Raw genomic sequence first — 17,769 nt, forward strand, 5'->3', positions numbered from 1 at the left:
CTTTACATTCATTTTTTGATATATATAAGACATTCAGTATTAAAGTCAAGACAAACGGCTTTCTCTCACTGTATATATTCGGTAATACTAATATATACAGAGAGTAATAAAGATTTCAAGAAATAAAATGTCTTATTTTTCAACGATTAACACAAACAATAACCCATAAAGGCCTCATTGCTATAAGCTCATAAACCATTTTATTTCGTCATAACAACTCTCTACAAGATGAATCTTGTCTTTGGTTTTTAATTCTAACCATTCTGTAAGGGAGTACATGTCATGAACCGCATTTATAAAGTCATCTGGAATGAAGCCTTAAGTTGCTTTACCGCAGTCGGTGAGTATGCGAAGGGGCGTGGTAAGTCTTCCAAATCTAGTGTGAGCGCTAATGCTACCATCAATACAACATCTAACCTGTCTTCTATTCATACCTTGCGCTTGAGCGCGATAGGTCTTGGGCTGCTTGCGGCTGGCTTTGGCGTGCATGCAAATGCTGACGTCAGTTATTCCAACACTATGCATATCATGGGTCATCAAAGCTCTGGAAGTGGTTATGGTCATGAAAGCCATGGAAATGGTAACGGTTATGGCCACAATAACAACAATGGCAATGGCCTAAAATTTGATGGTGATACGGGTAAAACCGTCAAACGGAGCCATGGTCAGACGCTAACGATTAAAGGTGGCGAAGCTAATAAGAAGAAATTGTCTAACGGTGACAACATTGGTGTAGTTGCTGATGGAAAAGATACTTTAACCATTAAATTGGCAAAAAATCTAACGGATCTAGACAGTGCAGCCTTTAACAGCGGTGTTGCTATCTCTGCTATGGGCATCAATGCCGGTCATAAAAAAATCGTTAACGTAGATAGTGGTTTAATTAGTGCTAGTAGCAAAGAGGCGGTTAATGGCTCGCTACTGTATAGCTTAAGCAATACAGTAGCAGCGAATAAAACCAAATACTATAGCGTAAATTCAACGGCTGGCGGTAACGCAAATAATGATGGAGCAACAGGACCAAATGCGATGGCTATGGGTGGCAATGCAACTGCTACTGGTGGTCAAGCCATTGCAATTGGTAGTGGCCAAAGTGGTCAACACACTACGGCAAGTGGGCAGCAGTCCATTGCAATTGGTGCAAATGTCGTATCAAAAGGTCACTCATCTATTGCACTTGGTGGTGATGATCTAGATGATGCCTCAAAAGCAAATATTGGCAGTAGCTCTACTAGTAGTGCATTGAACGGTGGCACCGTAAATACTATATTTAAGCATTATGCTGGTAAAGATATGGTGGAAGCCCATCGATATGATGTAAATACAGAATCAAGTGGTGCAGCATCTATTGCCCTAGGCGTAAAAACCCAGTCTAAAGGTGATCTATCTACTGCAGTTGGTGTACATGCTACCTCAGCTGGCACGGCTTCATCAGCGTTTGGTATGGCGTCTGCTGCTTCCGGAAAAGGTGCATTGGCGCTTGGGGCAGGTGCTCAATCTGCTACCCAAAATGGCGTGGCACTGGGATCAAAGTCCATTGCTAATGTCGCAGGCGGAGCCACTGGATTTGTGCCAGTAGGGACTTTGTTAATCGATGAAAATGCCATTATGGCGACAAAAAGTGTGACACTCGGCGCTGTATCAGTTGGTACTGGGTCAGAGGGTGGCAATCGTCAGATTGTCAACGTAGCGGCAGGTACCAATAATAGTGACGCTGTCAACGTAGCTCAGCTCACTGGCCTGCAAAATGCTACCAACAGCACACTTGATAAAGGTATGGATTTCGGCGGCGATATTGGTACTCCTATCAACCGTAAACTCGGTGAACAGCTCATTGTAAAAGGTGGGGAGACTGATAGTGCAAAGCTGTCTAATAGCAATAATATTGGTGTGGTTGCTGATGGATCTGATACTTTGACGCTTAAACTGGCAAAAGACGTCACAGGTTTAGATAGTGTCTCGACAGGTGCTAGTCTGCTGAATGCCAATGGGCTCACTATTGCAGGCGGTCCAAAATTCACGGCAACGGGTATCAATGCAAATCATCAACAGATCAAAGGTGTGGCAAGTGGTGGTACAACAGCATCCAACGCTGCGAACATCGGCGACTTGAACAAAGCGATTACTGATGTGTCTGACTTGGGATTTGCATTAAAAGCTGCTGATGGCAACACTGTATCTAAGCCACTGGGACAAGCAGTCGAGGTGATTGGCTCTAATAACAACATCGACACACGAGTAAATAATGGCAAAATCGAAGTTGAACTCAATGACAACCTTGATCTAGGTCATTATGGTAGCGTGAAAATGGGTAGTAGCTCACCTTTTGGACTGGGACCTGTTACGACCGTTAATAAACTGGGCCTTAAAACAGGTAATACACTGCTTAATACTACCGTTAGTGGTTTAGGTATTGCAGTATCCTCACCTTTATCTACAACTCTTATATCTAGTAATGGTGTCAATATTATTGGTGGTCCAAGTGTCACTAAGAGTGGTGGTATTGATGCTGCTAATAAGAAAATCACAAACGTCGAGGCAGGCACAACTACTCTTGATGCAGTGAATTTTGGTCAATTAGAAGATGTATCAAATGTGGCAGATAGCGCTATACAGAATGTCATTACTCAAATAGATAGTACTGATGTCAAAACACTCAATAAAACTGACAATACCGCCAATTTCCTAACAGGAGATAATATCGTTCTTACCGCTGAGGATGGTGGTATTAAGGTCGCTACAAAAAATGAAGTTGCTTTCACTAGCGTCACTACAGGGGATACATTGCTAAACACAGCTGGTATCAGCTTCCTTGGTGGCAGTACCGTCAGATTGAGCAGCAGTGGCCTCAATAATGGTGGTAATCGAATCACCAATGTAGCGGATGGTAGCGCATTAGGCGACGCCGTCAATGTTAGTCAGCTCAACAGTTCATCTGCCGCTGCTAAAACAGAGGTTGCCGCAGGTACTAACGTGGCTGATGTTGTGAAATCTACGGGTCAGAACGGTCAAGACGTCTACACAGTCAATGCAAATGATGTGACTACCTCAGCAGGCTCTTCGGCCGTCACAGTTACCGCAGGTGACAAAGACATGGCGACTAATACGACTGACTATGCAGTTGACTTGAGTGAAGCCAGCAAAGCCAGCTTAGTGAAAGCTGACAGTGCCATACAAACGGTCATTACTCAAATAGATGGCGCTGAGGTAAAAACGCTTAATCAAACGGACAACACGGCCAACTTCTTAACAGGCGATAACATCGTTCTTAGTGCTGAAGACGGTGGTATTAAAGTGGCGACAGCAGAAAATGTTACCTTCAGCAGTGTCACCACAGGGGATACCTTATTGAATACGGGTGGTATCAGCTTCTTGGGTGGCAGTACGGTTAGACTAAGTAGCAGTGGTCTCAATAACGGTGGTAATCGAATCACCAATGTAGATGATGGTGAGGAAGATACAGACGCTGTCAATGTTAGACAGTTAAATGCAACCAATAGCACCGTTGACTTGGGTTTGAGCTTTACCGGAGATGATACCGCAGTTATCGTCAATCGAAAATTAGGTCAGACATTGACAGTTCAAGGCGGCGCAACAGAATTAACTGAGAACAATATCGGTGTCATCGCTGATGATGAAGGCAATCTAAACGTTAGATTGGCTGAAAATGTGGTACTTGGTAAAAATGGTAGCGTGAGAATGGAAAGCACGGTGCTGAATAATGCAGGTATCACCATCACTGATGGCCCTAATCAGACCATTACGCTTAGCAATGAAGGACTTGATAATGGTAATAATAGAATTATCAAAGTCGCTGAAGGAATTGCACCAAGTGATGCCGTCAACTTTGCACAGCTCACAACGACCAATAATGAAATTGCTAAAGGTATCAAAATAGGTGACGGTAATAGCGACAATGATCAGCAATTTGCATTGGGCGATACTATCAATATCACAGGCGATAGCAACTTGACTACTATTGCTTCTGAGACCGGTGTTCAGGTCAAGCTAAATAATCAGCTAGATCTCGGAGATACTGGCAGTATGCAAATAGGCAATAGCATCATGAGTGATGCAGGATTTACCTTCGTCAATAATGGCTTAGGTAGAATGGTCTCACAGGTCTCATTGAGTAGCCGTGGCTTAGATAATGGAGGCAACACTATCCGCAACGTTGGGGAAGGTGTGCTAAATACAGATGCTGTAAATGTTGGGCAATTAAAAGAAGTGACTATTGCCTTAGATCAAGGGTGGGGAATCACGGCTCAAGGTGATATTGCTACCATTGTCAAACAAGGAGATGCTCTCGATCTGAACAGTAGAGATGGCAATATCAAAGTATCTAGAACATCAGTGAATGATGCCACTGCCTTTGCTGCTAGTACGGGACTACAAGATGCAGCAATACCTACCAATGCTAATGATATTAGCTTTGATCTAAACCCAGATATCATCTTAGATAGCGTAACCACTGGTGATACAACCATGAATGACAATGGATTGACCATTGCAGGTGGTCCAAGCATCACGAAAAGTGGCATTGATGCTGCTAATAACAAAGTCACCAACGTCCAAAATGGTGAGATAACAGCTGGCAGCCAAGATGCTATCAATGGCAGTCAGCTTTATGCACAAGGGAGTGGTATCAGCAGCATTATCGGTGGCGACACTGTCTACAATTCTGAGAGTGGTACGTTCACCAATAGCAACATTGGTGGAACAGGTGAGGGCAACATAGATGGTGCGATTGCTTCTATCAGACAAGGCACCATTGAAATCAATGAAAATGTGCAAGTCAACACCACGAACATTGCCACTAACACAACCAATATTTCTACCAATACAACTAATATCGCTACGAACACTAGCAATATTATGACTAACACCACGAACATTAAAACCAACACGGACAAGCTTGATGCTGGACTTAACTTTGGTGCAGACAGTGGCGCTAATATCAATAAGCCAGTTGGAGACGGTAGTGTCCTAAGCTTTACAGGTGGCAATAACATAACCACCACCGCAGAGGGCAGTAGTATCAAGTTTGATTTAAACGGTAACATCAGTGTTGATAGTGTCACAGTGGGTACGACGGTTATCAATAATAGTGGCATCAGCATGCAAGATGGCCCAAGCATGACTGCTCAAGGTCTATATGCTGGTAATCAGCGCATAACAGGCGTCGCTGATGGTGTCGAAGCGACAGATGCTGTCAACTACAGTCAATTGAGCGCGCTAGATAGTAGACTCAATAACAATATGAGCGATCTAGGCTATAAAATTGGTGAAGTCGAAGAGAATGCTAATGCTGGTATTTCAGCAGCAATGGCGATGTCTTCATTACCGCAAGCTTATATCGCAGGCAAGTCAATGATTAGTGGTGGTGTCGGTACGTATAATGGAGAAAGCGCGGTTGCTGTTGGTTTTTCCAAATTATCAAATGATGGCCGTTGGGTCATGAAGATAAATGGTACCGCAGATACTCAGGGCAATGCAGGCGGCGCGATTGGTGCAGGCTTCCATTTTGATTGAAGAGGTCGTTCAATTATGATTGTCAATCAAATATAAAAAAGCAAGACATCGAATGTCTTGCTTTTCTACGGGTAAATAATAGGTGTTCTATGCAATTATTAAGCAGTAAGTTCTAAGCAATAAAAAGCGTTTGAACCTTATGTTGTACAAGCGCCAGTGCCTATTATAGAAGTCACATTCATATAGTTGAGTTCAAACAATTTCGATACTTTTGATACAAGGAAGCCGAGTGCAAGCTATACATTAGTATGTTTAGCGAGGATGACAATGTAGCGGATTTGTATGGGTTTGACTATACTCTGAACATCGCAGCATTTGGTGTTAATCCAACATAAGCCATGCCAGCTTGATTCATCCAATGAGGCTGCACAATGCCGTGTTGCAAAATCGCATGAATGTCTCTATGCGCTCTTTCTATTTTATGTTGTTTATACAATGAAGCAGTGCCCGCAACCGCATAGATTTCAGATACCATCGCTCGAGCTTCTCTGGCAGCCTCACATGATGCTGCCCAGACATCCGCAAGTTGCACATCGGTAAAGGTATTCTGTTGCTGCGCTTCATTCCATAATGTCTCGACGCTATCCTGTAACTGTAAGCGCCTAGATGCTAATAGGGTTTTACTCTTCGCGATGGTAGCTTGTACGGTGGCGCGGTCGCGTAGATCTGGGTTCTTACCAGGCGTGACTCTCTCAAGACACATATCAATCAAGTCGTCCATTGCGGCCTTTAATACACCTAGAGACATGGCAGCACAACCTGCTGCATTGATACAACCAATAGGCAGGCGACTATAAGCATTGTCGATGGTGACAGGGCTATCAAACCCAACAGCATAAGATTCTTTTACAAAGGCATCTTTAATGACTATGTCGTGACTGCCGGTGCCATTCAATCCGCCAACATGCCAAGTATCAATGACTTCTACTTCTGTCTTTGGAATAAAAAACAGTTTTAGATTTGCTCCTGGCCCCAAAGTGGTTGGAGAGCCTTCTGAAACCACCAAACAGCGCAGCACAAACCAATCAGCCAATTCACATCCGGATACTAGTGTCCATCGACCAGATACCATATAGCCATTATCGACCACTGTGGCAACGCCTTCGGGACGTGCTGAGTTGGCATAGACGTGGGAGGGGTCATTGTATATTTCTTTCATACTAGACTCGTCTAAAAACCTGCCAAACGTACACGCTAAATGGTTATTCCAAACGATCCAAGCTACTGAAGCTTCAGCACTGGCTAATGTCTCATATACTTTCAAGGTTTCTACAGGATTGCCTTCCCATCCTCCCAGTGATTTTGGCAACCCCATTCTAAATAGTGCCGATTCTGAAAGCTGCTTGACCACGGTCGGTGCAATTTTTCTAGCGGCTTCTGTGTCCTCTCTAGCGGATACAGCTAATGGGAAAACCTCAGTAGCTGCGTCAGAAGGTAGAAGGTCTGCCTTGTTTAGCAAAGTGTTATCGTCCATTATCCCCAACCTTTTATAATTGATAAAACAGTGTAATTATTTATAATCAATGAATTTTAATTAATTCTTTATTTGATATATAAAGTATTTTATCAAAAATATCCAACAGTTGCTCACTATATAATCAATAATTTGCATATATGTCATATTGTATTAAAAGATGAATGATTAGAAGGGGAGTAACGATATTGGCTAGTCATCTTTAGCGACTTATTGAGACTTTGGTGCATCAGGTTGCTGCATAGGATCTGCGTCTGCAAAGGCTTTTAGCGTGCGGCAATGCGCATCAATTTCCATAATATTAGGATAAGTGCTGAGGTCTACTTTGAAGCGGCGAGCAGAAGAAACTTGCGGAATGAGATAACAGTCTGCAAACGTAGGGCTGTCACTGTAGCAAAATTTTCCACGAGTTTTATCTTTTGCTAGTATTTTTTCCAAAGCGGCAAAACCTTCAGTTATCCAGCGATTGTACCATGTAATGACATCTTCCTCGTCTACCGAAAGCTCATTACGCAAATATTGCAAGATACGGCGGTTATTAAGGGGGTGAATGTCGCAGCCAATCATGGCGCTAATGGCACGTACTTGCATGCGTCCAGTCGTATCTTTAGGCAATAGTGGGTTGTCAGGGTAAATATCCTCTAACCATTCCAAGATAGCGGGGCTTTGATAGAGTAATGAATCGTCGGCTTGTAAGACAGGCACTAACCCTTGTGGATTGAGTAATTTAAATGCGCTTTCTAATTGCTCGTCTTGAGCCAAGTTGACCGCGATGTAGTCATAATCCAAGCCCTTTAGGTTCATCGCAATGCGAGTACGGTAAGAGGTGCTACTACGAAAGTAGCCATAGAGTGCCATCATTATGAATTCCCTTTTATTATGGTATGTTGTGAGTGAAATAAGCGGTTATAATTCGTTATAGCATTCTTATTTAATGCAATTAATATAAGTATCTTGATATTAAGTCTTTATTTCAATGATGTTTATTTGAATTAACCTAACAAATCATTAATCGAGCAAGCCATGCCAGCAGCTGAAAACCTTATAGACAAACCTGCTACCACCAATAAAAACCAAGGTGGGGTACAGTCACTTGAGATTGGGCTGTCGATACTAGATGTGCTTATCGACCGCAATGAACCTATGATGCTAAAGGACATCGCTGAAGCCATGCAAATGCATCCAGCAAAGTGTCACCGGTATATGGTTAGCCTCATCCGCAAAAATTACGCTCGGCAGCTAAATGATGGGCGCTATGGATTAGGTATTCGAGTCAATGCACTTAGTCATAACGGGGTCAGTTCAAATAACATCTTGGAGCGACTGACTCATGCAGCCAATGAGATAAAAGATATCCTCAACTGCGGGGTGCAAATTGCCAAATGGTTCAGCGAAGGCCCCATCATTATTCAATCTGTTGAGCCAGACAGTCCAATCAGTATCATTACTCGCATTGGTTCACGTATGCCACTGACGACGTCGGCAACGGGTCAGCTGTTTGCCAGTTATCAATCTGATGCGATTATCCAACCACTAGTGATGGCTGAATGGCATGCAAGCAATGAAGCCACTAAAGTAGAGCAGTGGCGGAATTTCACCCAACTACAAGCAAAAATTCGTACCCATGGCTATGCAACTGTCACGGGTGATATGGTGATGGGTATTAATGCCATTACCATTCCTATTATCGTACCTCAGCTGACAAGTAATATCGCCAGTCAGTCTACAGTTACTGCTGAATCAGCTACTCAGAGCTTGCCATTAGAGTATGCCATTACGGTCATCGGAACCATAGAGCAGTTACCGATGAGCGAGCAACATCATGTGGTCGAACAAATATTAGCGATAGCACAGCGTTATCAACTAGCATAGCCAGTATTTTATGCTATAAGCTAAATGGCTATCGCATCGAGAAATTTATTTTCGAACATCATCTAATAATGTTCGTCCTCTAAACCATACAGACGCTACTGGCCGCTTTTGCTTTTTCGTATACGTTGTCAGCGTCTAGGCCAGTCGCATTGACTTCATCAAGGTAATGCTGAGAGCCTTCCATTAATGGGCCTTTCCAATCAGGGTCATTGAGTGGATCAGGGATGTCGATCATGATATCGCCTTTTGCTTTGGCAGCGGCCATCGCTTTGGCATTACTCACATCAAACACCTCCGATATATGTGCTGCCAGCGCTGCGCCAGAATTATCATCAATTACTTTCTTTAGGTCATCAGGCAAACTGTTATATTTATCTTTATTCATACTGATAACAAAAGTAGAATTATAAAAAGGAATATTAGTGTGCGTATTGATTAGCTCATCAAGGCGAAATGCTTGAATAGGTTGCCAAGTAAAGCTGAGCCCATCAATGACACCGCGCTGAAGAGAGGTGTAAGTATCACTGGCAGGCATGCCGACAGGTGCGGCGCCAGTCGCTTCGATGATGTGGCTAGCAACCGCAGAAGGCTGGCGAATACGTAGACCTTTCATATCGGCTGGCGTGCGAATCGGCTTATCAACTGTATGAAGTGCACCCTGTCCAGTGCCTATCAGCGCTAGCAAGTGAGTGTCTTCGTACTCGTCTTTAATGACACCCTCGTCATATAGTTTATGAAGTATACAGCTCTGCTGCTGTGCAGTATTTGTGATGCCTGGCAACTCTACGATTTGAGTCAAAGGGAATCGTCCTGCTGTATATCCTTGTGCTTGCATACCAATATCCACACTGCCTTTCGCTGTAGCATCATAAGTAGACCCTGGTTTGCTGAGCGTCGCAGAAGGGTATATCTCTACCTTTAATCGGCCTTTTGAATCCGCTTCAATTTTCTTTGCCCATGGTTCTAACGCTTCGGTGTTTATATTGTCAGTGGCAGTCATAAAATGCGAGAATCGCAATGTAGTCACTTCACCTGTATTCGTAGATGTGCTGACCGATTGATCGTTATTGGAGCAGCCAGTCATCGCAATCGAGGCGGCTAAGAGTATTCCTAAGGGGTTTTTTACTTTCATCATAGAATCCTTTCATGATGGTGAGATATGGTTCGCTATCTTTTGCTACGTAGGGCGTGTCTTTAATCATCACTTTTAGGCTTAAAGCGATGATTAATCAGTCATATGAAAAAAGCTAGCAAACAGAATGATAGGGCAGTTACTCACCGACAGGCGCGATTTCTCTTGCTTCAGCCAACTCTTCACTGTGCAAAAACTGCGTATGTGCTGGCGCGCGTTTGGTACGAGACCATTCATCTAGCATATCTTGCTTGATGGCGTCTGTAATCATCGAGACTTTGTCTTTTGAGGTCGGATCATCATAGGTCAGCTCTAGGCGATGACCATTGGGATCAAAGAAGTAAATAGAGTGAAAGATGCCGTGATTGGTTACGCCGATGACGTCAATGCCACCTTGTTCTAAATGCGCTTTGGCAACTAGTAGCTCATCACGGTCTTTGACCTTTAGCGCCAAATGCTGCACCCAATTTGGGGTATTTGGATCAAAGCCCATCTCAGGTTGATTGGGTACTTCAAAGAAAGCCAATACATTGCCACTACCAGCATTCAAGAAGACATGCATATAAGGGTCAAAGGCTTTGGTTGAAGGTACATGGTCTTCTGCGAATGCTAAGATAAAATCCATATTCAAATGCTTTTGATACCATTCAACGGTTTCTTTGGCATCTTTGCAGCGATAAGCCACATGATGAATCTTTTCAATGGTAAAGCTCATATCAAACTCCTTTTGATAGGGCGTATCGTTAATATCAATAGACAAGCTGCCAGTGCTTATAGACGGTATATCATCGTTGTCTGACAGTTTAAATCTACTTTTACGCCTTTTTTATATACGGTTGTTATTTATCAAAATCAAAGCTAAGCGCTGGTAATACTTTGCCGCGTACTTCACCAAAGCCAACACGAATACCCTCTTTTTCGCTATAGCCTTTCATAATGACCGTGTCGCCATCTTCGATAAAGCTGCGCGTCTCGCCGCCTTTTAGCGTGACTGGTTTGGTAGCGTTCCAAGCAATCTCTAGCATCGAGCCATAAGAATCAGGCGTTGGCCCTGAAATCGTTCCTGAGCCCATCATGTCGCCGACTTCAATTTTGCAGCCAGTGATGGTGTGGTGGGTGAGCTGCTGTGCCATGGACCAGTACATATATTTAAAATTAGTCTCGCAAATGACCGTCGCTGTTTCTGCATCTTTAGGTAGTAACTCAACTGACAGGTGGATGTCAAAGCTGTTATCGCTCGATTTTTCATTTAAATAAGCAAGCGGCTTAGGTTCTTGTGTTGGGCAAGCTGTTTTAAACGGGGCTAATGCATCCATGGTGACAATCCAAGGGGAAACTTCAGACGCAAAGGTTTTGGCATTGAATGGACCTAAAGGTACGTATTCCCACTTTTGGATATCTCGTGCCGACCAGTCATTGAGTAATACCATACCAAAGATATGATCAGAGGCATCATCTACGGCGATTGGTTGACCGATATGATTGCCTTTACCAACGACAAATGCGGTCTCTAATTCAAAATCCAAGCGCTTACAGGCAGAAAATATAGGACGGTCATCAGCATTGGGTTTTAGCTGACCAGATGGGCGTACGATATCAGTCCCGCTAACGATAACGGTGCTGGCGCGTCCGTTATAGCCGACAGGCATTTCAGTCCAGTTAGGCAGTAGGGCATTGTTTGGGTCACGGAACATGGTGCCGACGTTGGTGGCATGCTCTTTAGAAGAGTAGAAGTCTGTAAATCCGGGTACTCGTACAGGCAAATACATGGTGACGTTTGCTTGTTTAAACAGCGCCTTTTTCTGTAAGTCCGCATTGTCACGTAAGGTAGCATTGTCGCTAGACAGCAGCGTTTGAATGGTTGTGCGTGCCTGCGTCCAATTCTCTCGACCTGAGTCGATAAAAGCATTTAGCGTAGATTGATCAAAGTATGGGCCACCATCTAAGCTCAAGAACCCTTCGGCTTCGAGTACAGATAGATCCAATACGTGCTCACCGATAGCAACACCAGCGCGGCGATTGTTATTGCCCGCAGCGTCTTTGGTATCGCTAAAAATACCATAAGGAAGATTGTGAATAGAAAAGTCAGAATCAGCGGCGATATCGATAAAAGAGGTGAGGCTTGTGTCAATCGTTGACATGGGTTTGCTCCTTGCTAATATAAATTATGAATTACGTTATAATTAACTACTTACGTATAATGTAATTTATTGATATATCGATTGCAAGTTTTTTTGTGCAATGTCTTTCGTAAAAAGCTTCTTTGAACAGTTATTACCGTTGTTTTGACTACATGGTTTTGACTAGGGCATGCCCTAAATACTGCACACAAAAAAAGGCTGAGCAATCGCTCAGCCTTTCTTATTCGATTTTCATTTCATGCTATCTTTTATGAAACAGCGTTTTTAGCAACGTGATTAAATCAGTCTTTTAAAACGTCTGCCATCGCATTGGCTACATAATCGATGTTGCTGGTGTTTAGTCCAGCCACACACATACGTGAGTTAGACACCATGTAGATACCAAACTTAGTTTGTAGCTGTTCGACTTGCTCAGGAGTGAGGCCAGTAAAGCTGAACATACCGTTTTGATCGGTCAAGTAATCAAAGCTACGACCAGGGATTTTAGCTTCTAATACTGATTTTAGCTTGGTACGCATAGATTTGATACGGTCACGCATCGCGTAAACCTCACCAACCCATTGCTCATGTAATACTTCGTCGTTCATCACGATATCGACCACACGGCCACCATGTGATGGTGGGCTTGAGTAGATGCGGCGTACAGTTGCATTTAGCTGACCAAAGACGCGTTTGGCTTCATCTGCTGTTGGACAAACGACAGATAGACCGCCGACACGCTCACCGTATAGTGATAAGTTTTTAGAGAATGAGTTGCTCACAAACAGTGGCAGACCCATATCTACGGCTTTACGGATAGCGTAAGCATCGCTGTCCATGTCTTCGCCAAAACCTTGGTAAGCAATGTCCATGAATGGAATCAATTCACGAGCTTGGATGACGTTTAGCACGGTATCCCACTGCTCACGGGTCAAATCCATACCAGTTGGGTTGTGGCAGCAAGGGTGTAATAAGATGACGTCGTTCTTGTTTAATGTCTCAAAAAACGCAATCATCTCGTCAAATTTGATGCTGCTGGTTGTTTTGTCGTAGTACGGATATTTACCGACTTCAACATCAGAGCCTTCAAAGATAGCAATGTGGTTGCCCCACGTTGGATCACTCACATAGCATTTGGCTTGTGGGAACCAGTCATGCATGAACTCTGCGCCTACTTTCAACGCACCAGAACCGCCGATAGTCGCGATAGTCGCAACCAAATCGTCTTTTAAGATTTGAGCGTCTTTACCAAACAGCAATTCCTGACAGCCTTTACGGTGTCCTGGTAAGCCAGCCATCGGTAAGTATGGACGAGGAGATACTGGGTCTGCAATACGCTGCTCAGCGATTTTTACACACTCGAGTACTGGCAATTTGCCATCCTCATCATAATAGACGCCCACGCCTAAATTTACTTTATCTGGGTTGTTGTCTGCTGCAAACTTGTCCATCAATCCTAGGATTGGATCACCCGCATAATAATCGATACGTTCAAACATTTTTTTTCCTTACAAGAGATATAAATTGAGGCGTTAAAAAGAATAGAGCAAATTGGCCGTTAACTCAATATCAGATTCAGTTATTCTGGTGAATTTATAAAATAATTAACGAAGGAATGCCCTCAACTCAATCGATGACTAGCTAAATGGGTTAAAAATGGTCAAATCTTGCCAAACAGCATCAAATAGCCAGTCATCATTTAGATATTATCTGCGTTATCTTATCATCTGCCTTACCTTGCTCATTTTCTGAGTCGCCCAACAATAATACTCAAATACGCTGTAAATCGTTAAAGTGGCTCGAAAAATACGTTTGCAAAAACATCTTAAATGCGATGGTCGCTGGTGACAAAGCACGAGACGCCCGCTGATAAATAAAGAACTGACGCATTCTAACAGGCTGTGCCAGTGGCCGCATCTGTAACCCGTTGGCACTTACCCAGTCGATAACCTCAGGCATGTAGGGCAGACACAGCGTAATGCCAAATCCTTGACGGGTCATCTCAAGCGCCGTGGACATAAAATTGACTTTATAGCGCGCTTGCTGAATATGAGTGGTGATACGCTCATCCAGTTCTGCGGTCACTTGTTCTATAAATGGCCCTTGCAGTGTGATGAGTGGAATGTCTAACAAATCCTGCCAAGTAATTTCACTCTTCTGTGCCAATGCATGGCTATCTGGCATGACCACGCAAAATGGCAACTGATATAACAAATCTGCCCTGATGTTATCCTCCGTCTCCGTAAAGTCAAGCTCGGTACCGACTCCTAAATCTACTTCGATATCTTGGATGTGTCTCAGTAAGTTCTCTGCAGAGCAATCTACCAACGACACGCTAATCTCGGGATGCTTTTTGGCAAACTGAGCGATAACTGCGGGCATAGAGGAAGCTGCGAACTGGGAAACGGCCAGTCGCACTTGACCTTGCGCTAAGCTAGTCAAGCTACTCGCTTCATTTTCAAACAGTTGCATCTCATTCAAGATGCGCCGTGCTTGTGGTAGTAGATGCCGTCCGACTGCCGACAAAGACAGCTGGCGCGTCGTACGGTCGAATAACACGATACCCAGACTAGATTCCAATTCTTTAATCAAACCACTAACGGCAGATTGTGTCAAATGCATCTGATCGCTGGCACGAGTGAAACTGCCATTGTCAGCGACTTGGATAAATGCGGTCAATTGGCGAATGCTGATATTCATAAGTAAACCTGATAAATAAATCATAAAAAACAATTAGTCTTATAAATAAACCTAATCTAATATAAATACAACGTCAACAATAAAGATTGATTACCAATCGTTTTATCGTATTTTTACCACCAATTGAAATTAAGGATGATTACAATGGCAGATTTATTTGAAAACCCAATGGGACTAAATGGGTTTGATTTTGTTGAATTCGCCTCGCCTAAACCAGACGCTGTCGATGCATTATTTAAACAGCTAGGCTTTACACATGTGGCCAACCATCGCTCAAAGGACGTTGCGCTATACCGTCAAGGTGACATCAATCTTATCCTAAACCGTGAACCAAAAAGCCAAGCCAGTTACTTCGTTGAAGAGCATGGCGCTGGTGCTTGTAGCATGGGCTTTCGGGTGCAAGACTCCAAAAAAGCCTACGAGCGTGCTATTGAGATGGGCGCGCAGCCAGTAGAGGTGCCAACTGGTGTGATGGAGCTGAGACTACCTGCGATCAAAGGCATCGGTGGGTCATTAATTTATTTGATTGACCGCTATAAAGACGGCGAGTCTATCTATGACGTCGACTTTGAATTTTTTGCAGAGGTCGATAGACGTCCTGTCGGATATGGCTTCAAAGTCATCGATCATTTAACCCACAACGTTTACCGTGGTCGTATGGCCTATTGGGCCAACTTCTATGAGCGCATCTTTAATTTCCGTGAGATTCGCTATTTTGATATCAAAGGCGAGTACACAGGATTGACCAGTAAAGCCATGACGGCACCTGATGGCAAAATCCGTATTCCATTAAATGAAGAAGCCAAGCAGGGCGGTGGCCAAATCGAAGAATACTTGATGCATTTCAATGGTGAAGGTATTCAGCACATTGCTCTGGCCAGCGATGATTTGTTTGCCAGTATCGATAAGCTAAAAGCGGCTGGTATTCCGCTCATGACCGCACCAAATGCTGCTTACTATGACATGCTGAGCGAGCGCTTACCAAACCATGGTGAAAATGTGGCTGAATTGCAAATGCGCGGTATCTTGTTAGACGGGACAACGGAAGGCGGTGCACCGCGTCTACTGCTACAGATTTTCTCTGAAACTATCTTAGGTAGCCCAGTGTTCTTCGAGTTTATCCAACGTAAAGGCGATTATGCAGACGGCTTTGGTGAAGGTAATTTTAAAGCGTTGTTTGAGTCGATAGAGCGCGATCAAGTACGTCGCGGCACGGTTGGTCAGCCAGAGACTGAAACACCATAAAACCACTCCACACTCAAAAAATTTAACAACTGGGCAAGACAAAAGGAGTTTGGCTTGTCCTCATGTACTCTTCAATAGGTACGTTACTTAAAAGCACGGGTACAAATGTCACGAGTGCAAAGGTAATGTACACATTGCGATAAAAGGAATGCAGGCATGGAACGCCTATCACATATAGACCCTCTCAATACAGCCATCGGTACCAATAGCGTTGCAACTAACAAGCAAAGCGACGATGCGCCCAGTCGTCCTAACGCGACGAATAAAAAACAGCCGTATATCTCGCACCAGCCAGATAGTAATGGTCATATTCACTACAGTGATGATGAGCATGCGATGTGGCAAGCGTTGCTAGCGCGTCAAGCTCAGCATATACCCAATCGTGCTTGTACTGCATATTTAGAGGGTTTGAACAAATTAAACCTACCGACCACACGTATTCCTCAGCTACGAGATATTGACGAGGTATTACAAGCGACCACTGGCTGGCAAACGGCTGCTGTTCCTGCTTTAATCAGCTTTGGAAAATTCTTCAAATTATTGGCCAACAAATCTTTTCCAGTCGCAACCTTTATCCGCCGATTTGATGACATGGACTATATCGAAGAACCTGATATTTTTCACGAAATCGTTGGACATTGCCCACTGTTGACCCATCCTGCGTTTGCGATGTTCAACGAGACGTATGGCAAGCTGGGGCTTAGTGCAACGAAAGAAGAAAGATGGTTTCTGGCACGGCTCTACTGGTTTACCATCGAGTTTGGTCTGGTCGGACAAACTCAAGATAATCGCCGAATCTATGGCGGCGGCATTTTAAGCTCACCATCTGAAACAGTGTATGCGCTCAAAGAGTATTCTGACCAGCAAGGTAAAAGCCTACATCAAGTAGAGCGCCAACCAGAGCATCGTGCGTTTGATTTACTCGACGTACTCCGTACCCCTTATCGAATCGATCATATTCAACCGATTTACTATGTGATTGATGATTTGGATACGCTATTTGACATCGTCGATAGCGATATCATGGGAGTGGTCAAAAAGGCCATGTCAATGGGGCTGTTTGAGCCAAGTTATCCTATAAAAAATGCCTGATTGATTATGGCGTTAAAGGTAGTTTTTATACGATATAACATGCAGTAGTGAAGTATAAGCGTCAACATGGACGTACATTTATCTATTAACGAATATAAAAGGACATAATAATGACTACATTATCACAAGACAGTTGCGAAGCTTGCCGTATCGGCGCATCGAAAGTTGACGATGCTGAGGCGCGTGAGCTGTTACAGCAGGTTCCTGATTGGTCGCTGATTGAGGTAGAAGGTATCAAGCAATTGCAGCGCCAGTATAAATTTAAAAACTTCGTCACGGCAATGGCATTTGCCAATCAGTTGGCAGACATTGCAGAAGCAGAGGGGCATCATCCGGGCATGCTGGTAGAGTGGGGCAAGGTGACCGTCACTTGGTGGTCGCATAGTATCAAAGGTCTACATCGCAATGATTTTGTCATGGCGGCTAAGACCGATCGCTTGCTAGATCAAGCGTAAAACGACTCGTCAATTCGAAAACTAAATTTAACTGGCAACATAAGGATGTGTGATGCCTCCAAGAATCCTCACCCATATTTCCCCTCAGCAAGCCTTCATCATATCAGCCATCGTCATCGCCATCATGGGTGTTACCATGATCGGCTT

At 43.8% G+C, this 17,769-nt stretch carries 12 protein-coding genes; 5 read left to right on the plus strand and 7 right to left on the minus strand.

What is annotated here, in order from left to right:
- Positions 1 to 282 precede the first annotated feature (282 nt).
- Positions 283 to 5,532, plus strand: a complete 5,250-nt coding sequence (locus ACZW67_RS12500) for a YadA-like family protein (RefSeq protein WP_465183513.1) — start codon at positions 283 to 285, stop codon at positions 5,530 to 5,532.
- 292 nt (positions 5,533 to 5,824) lie between these two features.
- On the opposite strand, the gene ACZW67_RS12505 is transcribed toward ACZW67_RS12500, so the two are convergent.
- Both ACZW67_RS12505 and maiA read right to left on the minus strand, forming a co-directional pair.
- On the minus strand, positions 5,825 to 7,006 hold the full coding sequence (locus ACZW67_RS12505; protein WP_465183514.1) for an acyl-CoA dehydrogenase family protein: 1,182 nt from the start codon (positions 7,004 to 7,006) through the stop codon (positions 5,825 to 5,827).
- A 210-nt stretch (positions 7,007 to 7,216) separates the two neighbouring features.
- Complete coding sequence (maiA, locus tag ACZW67_RS12510) at positions 7,217 to 7,864, minus strand: maleylacetoacetate isomerase (protein ID WP_465183523.1); 648 nt, start codon at positions 7,862 to 7,864, stop codon at positions 7,217 to 7,219.
- Positions 7,865 to 8,029: 165 nt separating this feature from the next.
- Here maiA and ACZW67_RS12515 point away from each other — a divergent pair, with 165 nt between their 5' ends.
- Positions 8,030 to 8,878, plus strand: a complete 849-nt coding sequence (locus tag ACZW67_RS12515; RefSeq protein WP_465183515.1) for an IclR family transcriptional regulator — start codon at positions 8,030 to 8,032, stop codon at positions 8,876 to 8,878.
- A 79-nt stretch (positions 8,879 to 8,957) separates the two neighbouring features.
- Here the strand turns inward: ACZW67_RS12515 and ACZW67_RS12520 are convergent, their stop codons facing one another.
- The 5 genes from ACZW67_RS12520 to ACZW67_RS12540 form a co-directional block, all read right to left on the minus strand.
- A complete protein-coding gene (locus tag ACZW67_RS12520) occupies positions 8,958 to 10,010 on the minus strand; it encodes a TRAP transporter substrate-binding protein (RefSeq protein WP_465183516.1) in 1,053 nt (350 codons plus the stop codon).
- A gap of 139 nt (positions 10,011 to 10,149) precedes the next feature.
- Positions 10,150 to 10,725, minus strand: coding sequence for a VOC family protein (locus ACZW67_RS12525; protein WP_465183517.1), 576 nt, complete (start codon positions 10,723 to 10,725; stop codon positions 10,150 to 10,152).
- A gap of 124 nt (positions 10,726 to 10,849) precedes the next feature.
- The gene (fahA, locus tag ACZW67_RS12530; RefSeq protein WP_465183518.1) at positions 10,850 to 12,151 is read right to left on the minus strand and encodes a fumarylacetoacetase; all 1,302 of its coding nucleotides are present in this window, start codon (positions 12,149 to 12,151) and stop codon (positions 10,850 to 10,852) included.
- Positions 12,152 to 12,432: 281 nt separating this feature from the next.
- Positions 12,433 to 13,629: an amino acid aminotransferase gene (locus ACZW67_RS12535; RefSeq protein ID WP_465183519.1), complete on the minus strand. Its 1,197-nt coding sequence runs from the start codon at positions 13,627 to 13,629 to the stop codon at positions 12,433 to 12,435.
- A 271-nt stretch (positions 13,630 to 13,900) separates the two neighbouring features.
- Positions 13,901 to 14,830, minus strand: coding sequence for a LysR family transcriptional regulator (locus tag ACZW67_RS12540; RefSeq protein ID WP_110923089.1), 930 nt, complete (start codon positions 14,828 to 14,830; stop codon positions 13,901 to 13,903).
- Positions 14,831 to 14,974: 144 nt separating this feature from the next.
- Here ACZW67_RS12540 and hppD point away from each other — a divergent pair, with 144 nt between their 5' ends.
- The 3 genes from hppD (at position 14,975) to ACZW67_RS12555 (ending at position 17,622) form a co-directional block, all read left to right on the plus strand.
- Entirely contained in the window at positions 14,975 to 16,075 is a 1,101-nt protein-coding gene (gene hppD / locus ACZW67_RS12545) for a 4-hydroxyphenylpyruvate dioxygenase (RefSeq protein ID WP_465183520.1), read from the plus strand.
- Between the two features lie 156 nt (positions 16,076 to 16,231).
- Positions 16,232 to 17,167 (plus strand): phenylalanine 4-monooxygenase, encoded by a 936-nt coding sequence (gene phhA / locus ACZW67_RS12550; RefSeq protein WP_465183521.1) that lies wholly within the window; start codon positions 16,232 to 16,234, stop codon positions 17,165 to 17,167.
- 110 nt (positions 17,168 to 17,277) lie between these two features.
- Positions 17,278 to 17,622 carry a 4a-hydroxytetrahydrobiopterin dehydratase gene (locus ACZW67_RS12555; protein WP_465183522.1) on the plus strand — a complete coding sequence of 115 codons (345 nt, stop codon included), beginning with the start codon at positions 17,278 to 17,280 and terminating at the stop codon, positions 17,620 to 17,622.
- Positions 17,623 to 17,769: the final 147 nt, after the last annotated feature.

The sequence above is a fragment of the Psychrobacter sp. TPE 89C genome (assembly GCF_055522395.1).

Bases quoted from the DNA above. Each gene is read 5' to 3' on its own strand.
- ACZW67_RS12500 (WP_465183513.1), top strand. From the start codon at position 283: ATGAACCGCATTTATAAAGTCATCTGGAATGAAGCCTTAAGTTGCTTT.
- ACZW67_RS12505 (WP_465183514.1), bottom strand. From the start codon at position 7,006: ATGGACGATAACACTTTGCTAAACAAGGCAGACCTTCTACCTTCTGAC.
- maiA (WP_465183523.1), bottom strand. From the start codon at position 7,864: ATGGCACTCTATGGCTACTTTCGTAGTAGCACCTCTTACCGTACTCGC.
- ACZW67_RS12515 (WP_465183515.1), top strand. From the start codon at position 8,030: ATGCCAGCAGCTGAAAACCTTATAGACAAACCTGCTACCACCAATAAA.
- ACZW67_RS12520 (WP_465183516.1), bottom strand. From the start codon at position 10,010: ATGAAAGTAAAAAACCCCTTAGGAATACTCTTAGCCGCCTCGATTGCG.
- ACZW67_RS12525 (WP_465183517.1), bottom strand. From the start codon at position 10,725: ATGAGCTTTACCATTGAAAAGATTCATCATGTGGCTTATCGCTGCAAA.
- fahA (WP_465183518.1), bottom strand. From the start codon at position 12,151: ATGTCAACGATTGACACAAGCCTCACCTCTTTTATCGATATCGCCGCT.
- ACZW67_RS12535 (WP_465183519.1), bottom strand. From the start codon at position 13,629: ATGTTTGAACGTATCGATTATTATGCGGGTGATCCAATCCTAGGATTG.
- ACZW67_RS12540 (WP_110923089.1), bottom strand. From the start codon at position 14,830: ATGAATATCAGCATTCGCCAATTGACCGCATTTATCCAAGTCGCTGAC.
- hppD (WP_465183520.1), top strand. From the start codon at position 14,975: ATGGCAGATTTATTTGAAAACCCAATGGGACTAAATGGGTTTGATTTT.
- phhA (WP_465183521.1), top strand. From the start codon at position 16,232: ATGGAACGCCTATCACATATAGACCCTCTCAATACAGCCATCGGTACC.
- ACZW67_RS12555 (WP_465183522.1), top strand. From the start codon at position 17,278: ATGACTACATTATCACAAGACAGTTGCGAAGCTTGCCGTATCGGCGCA.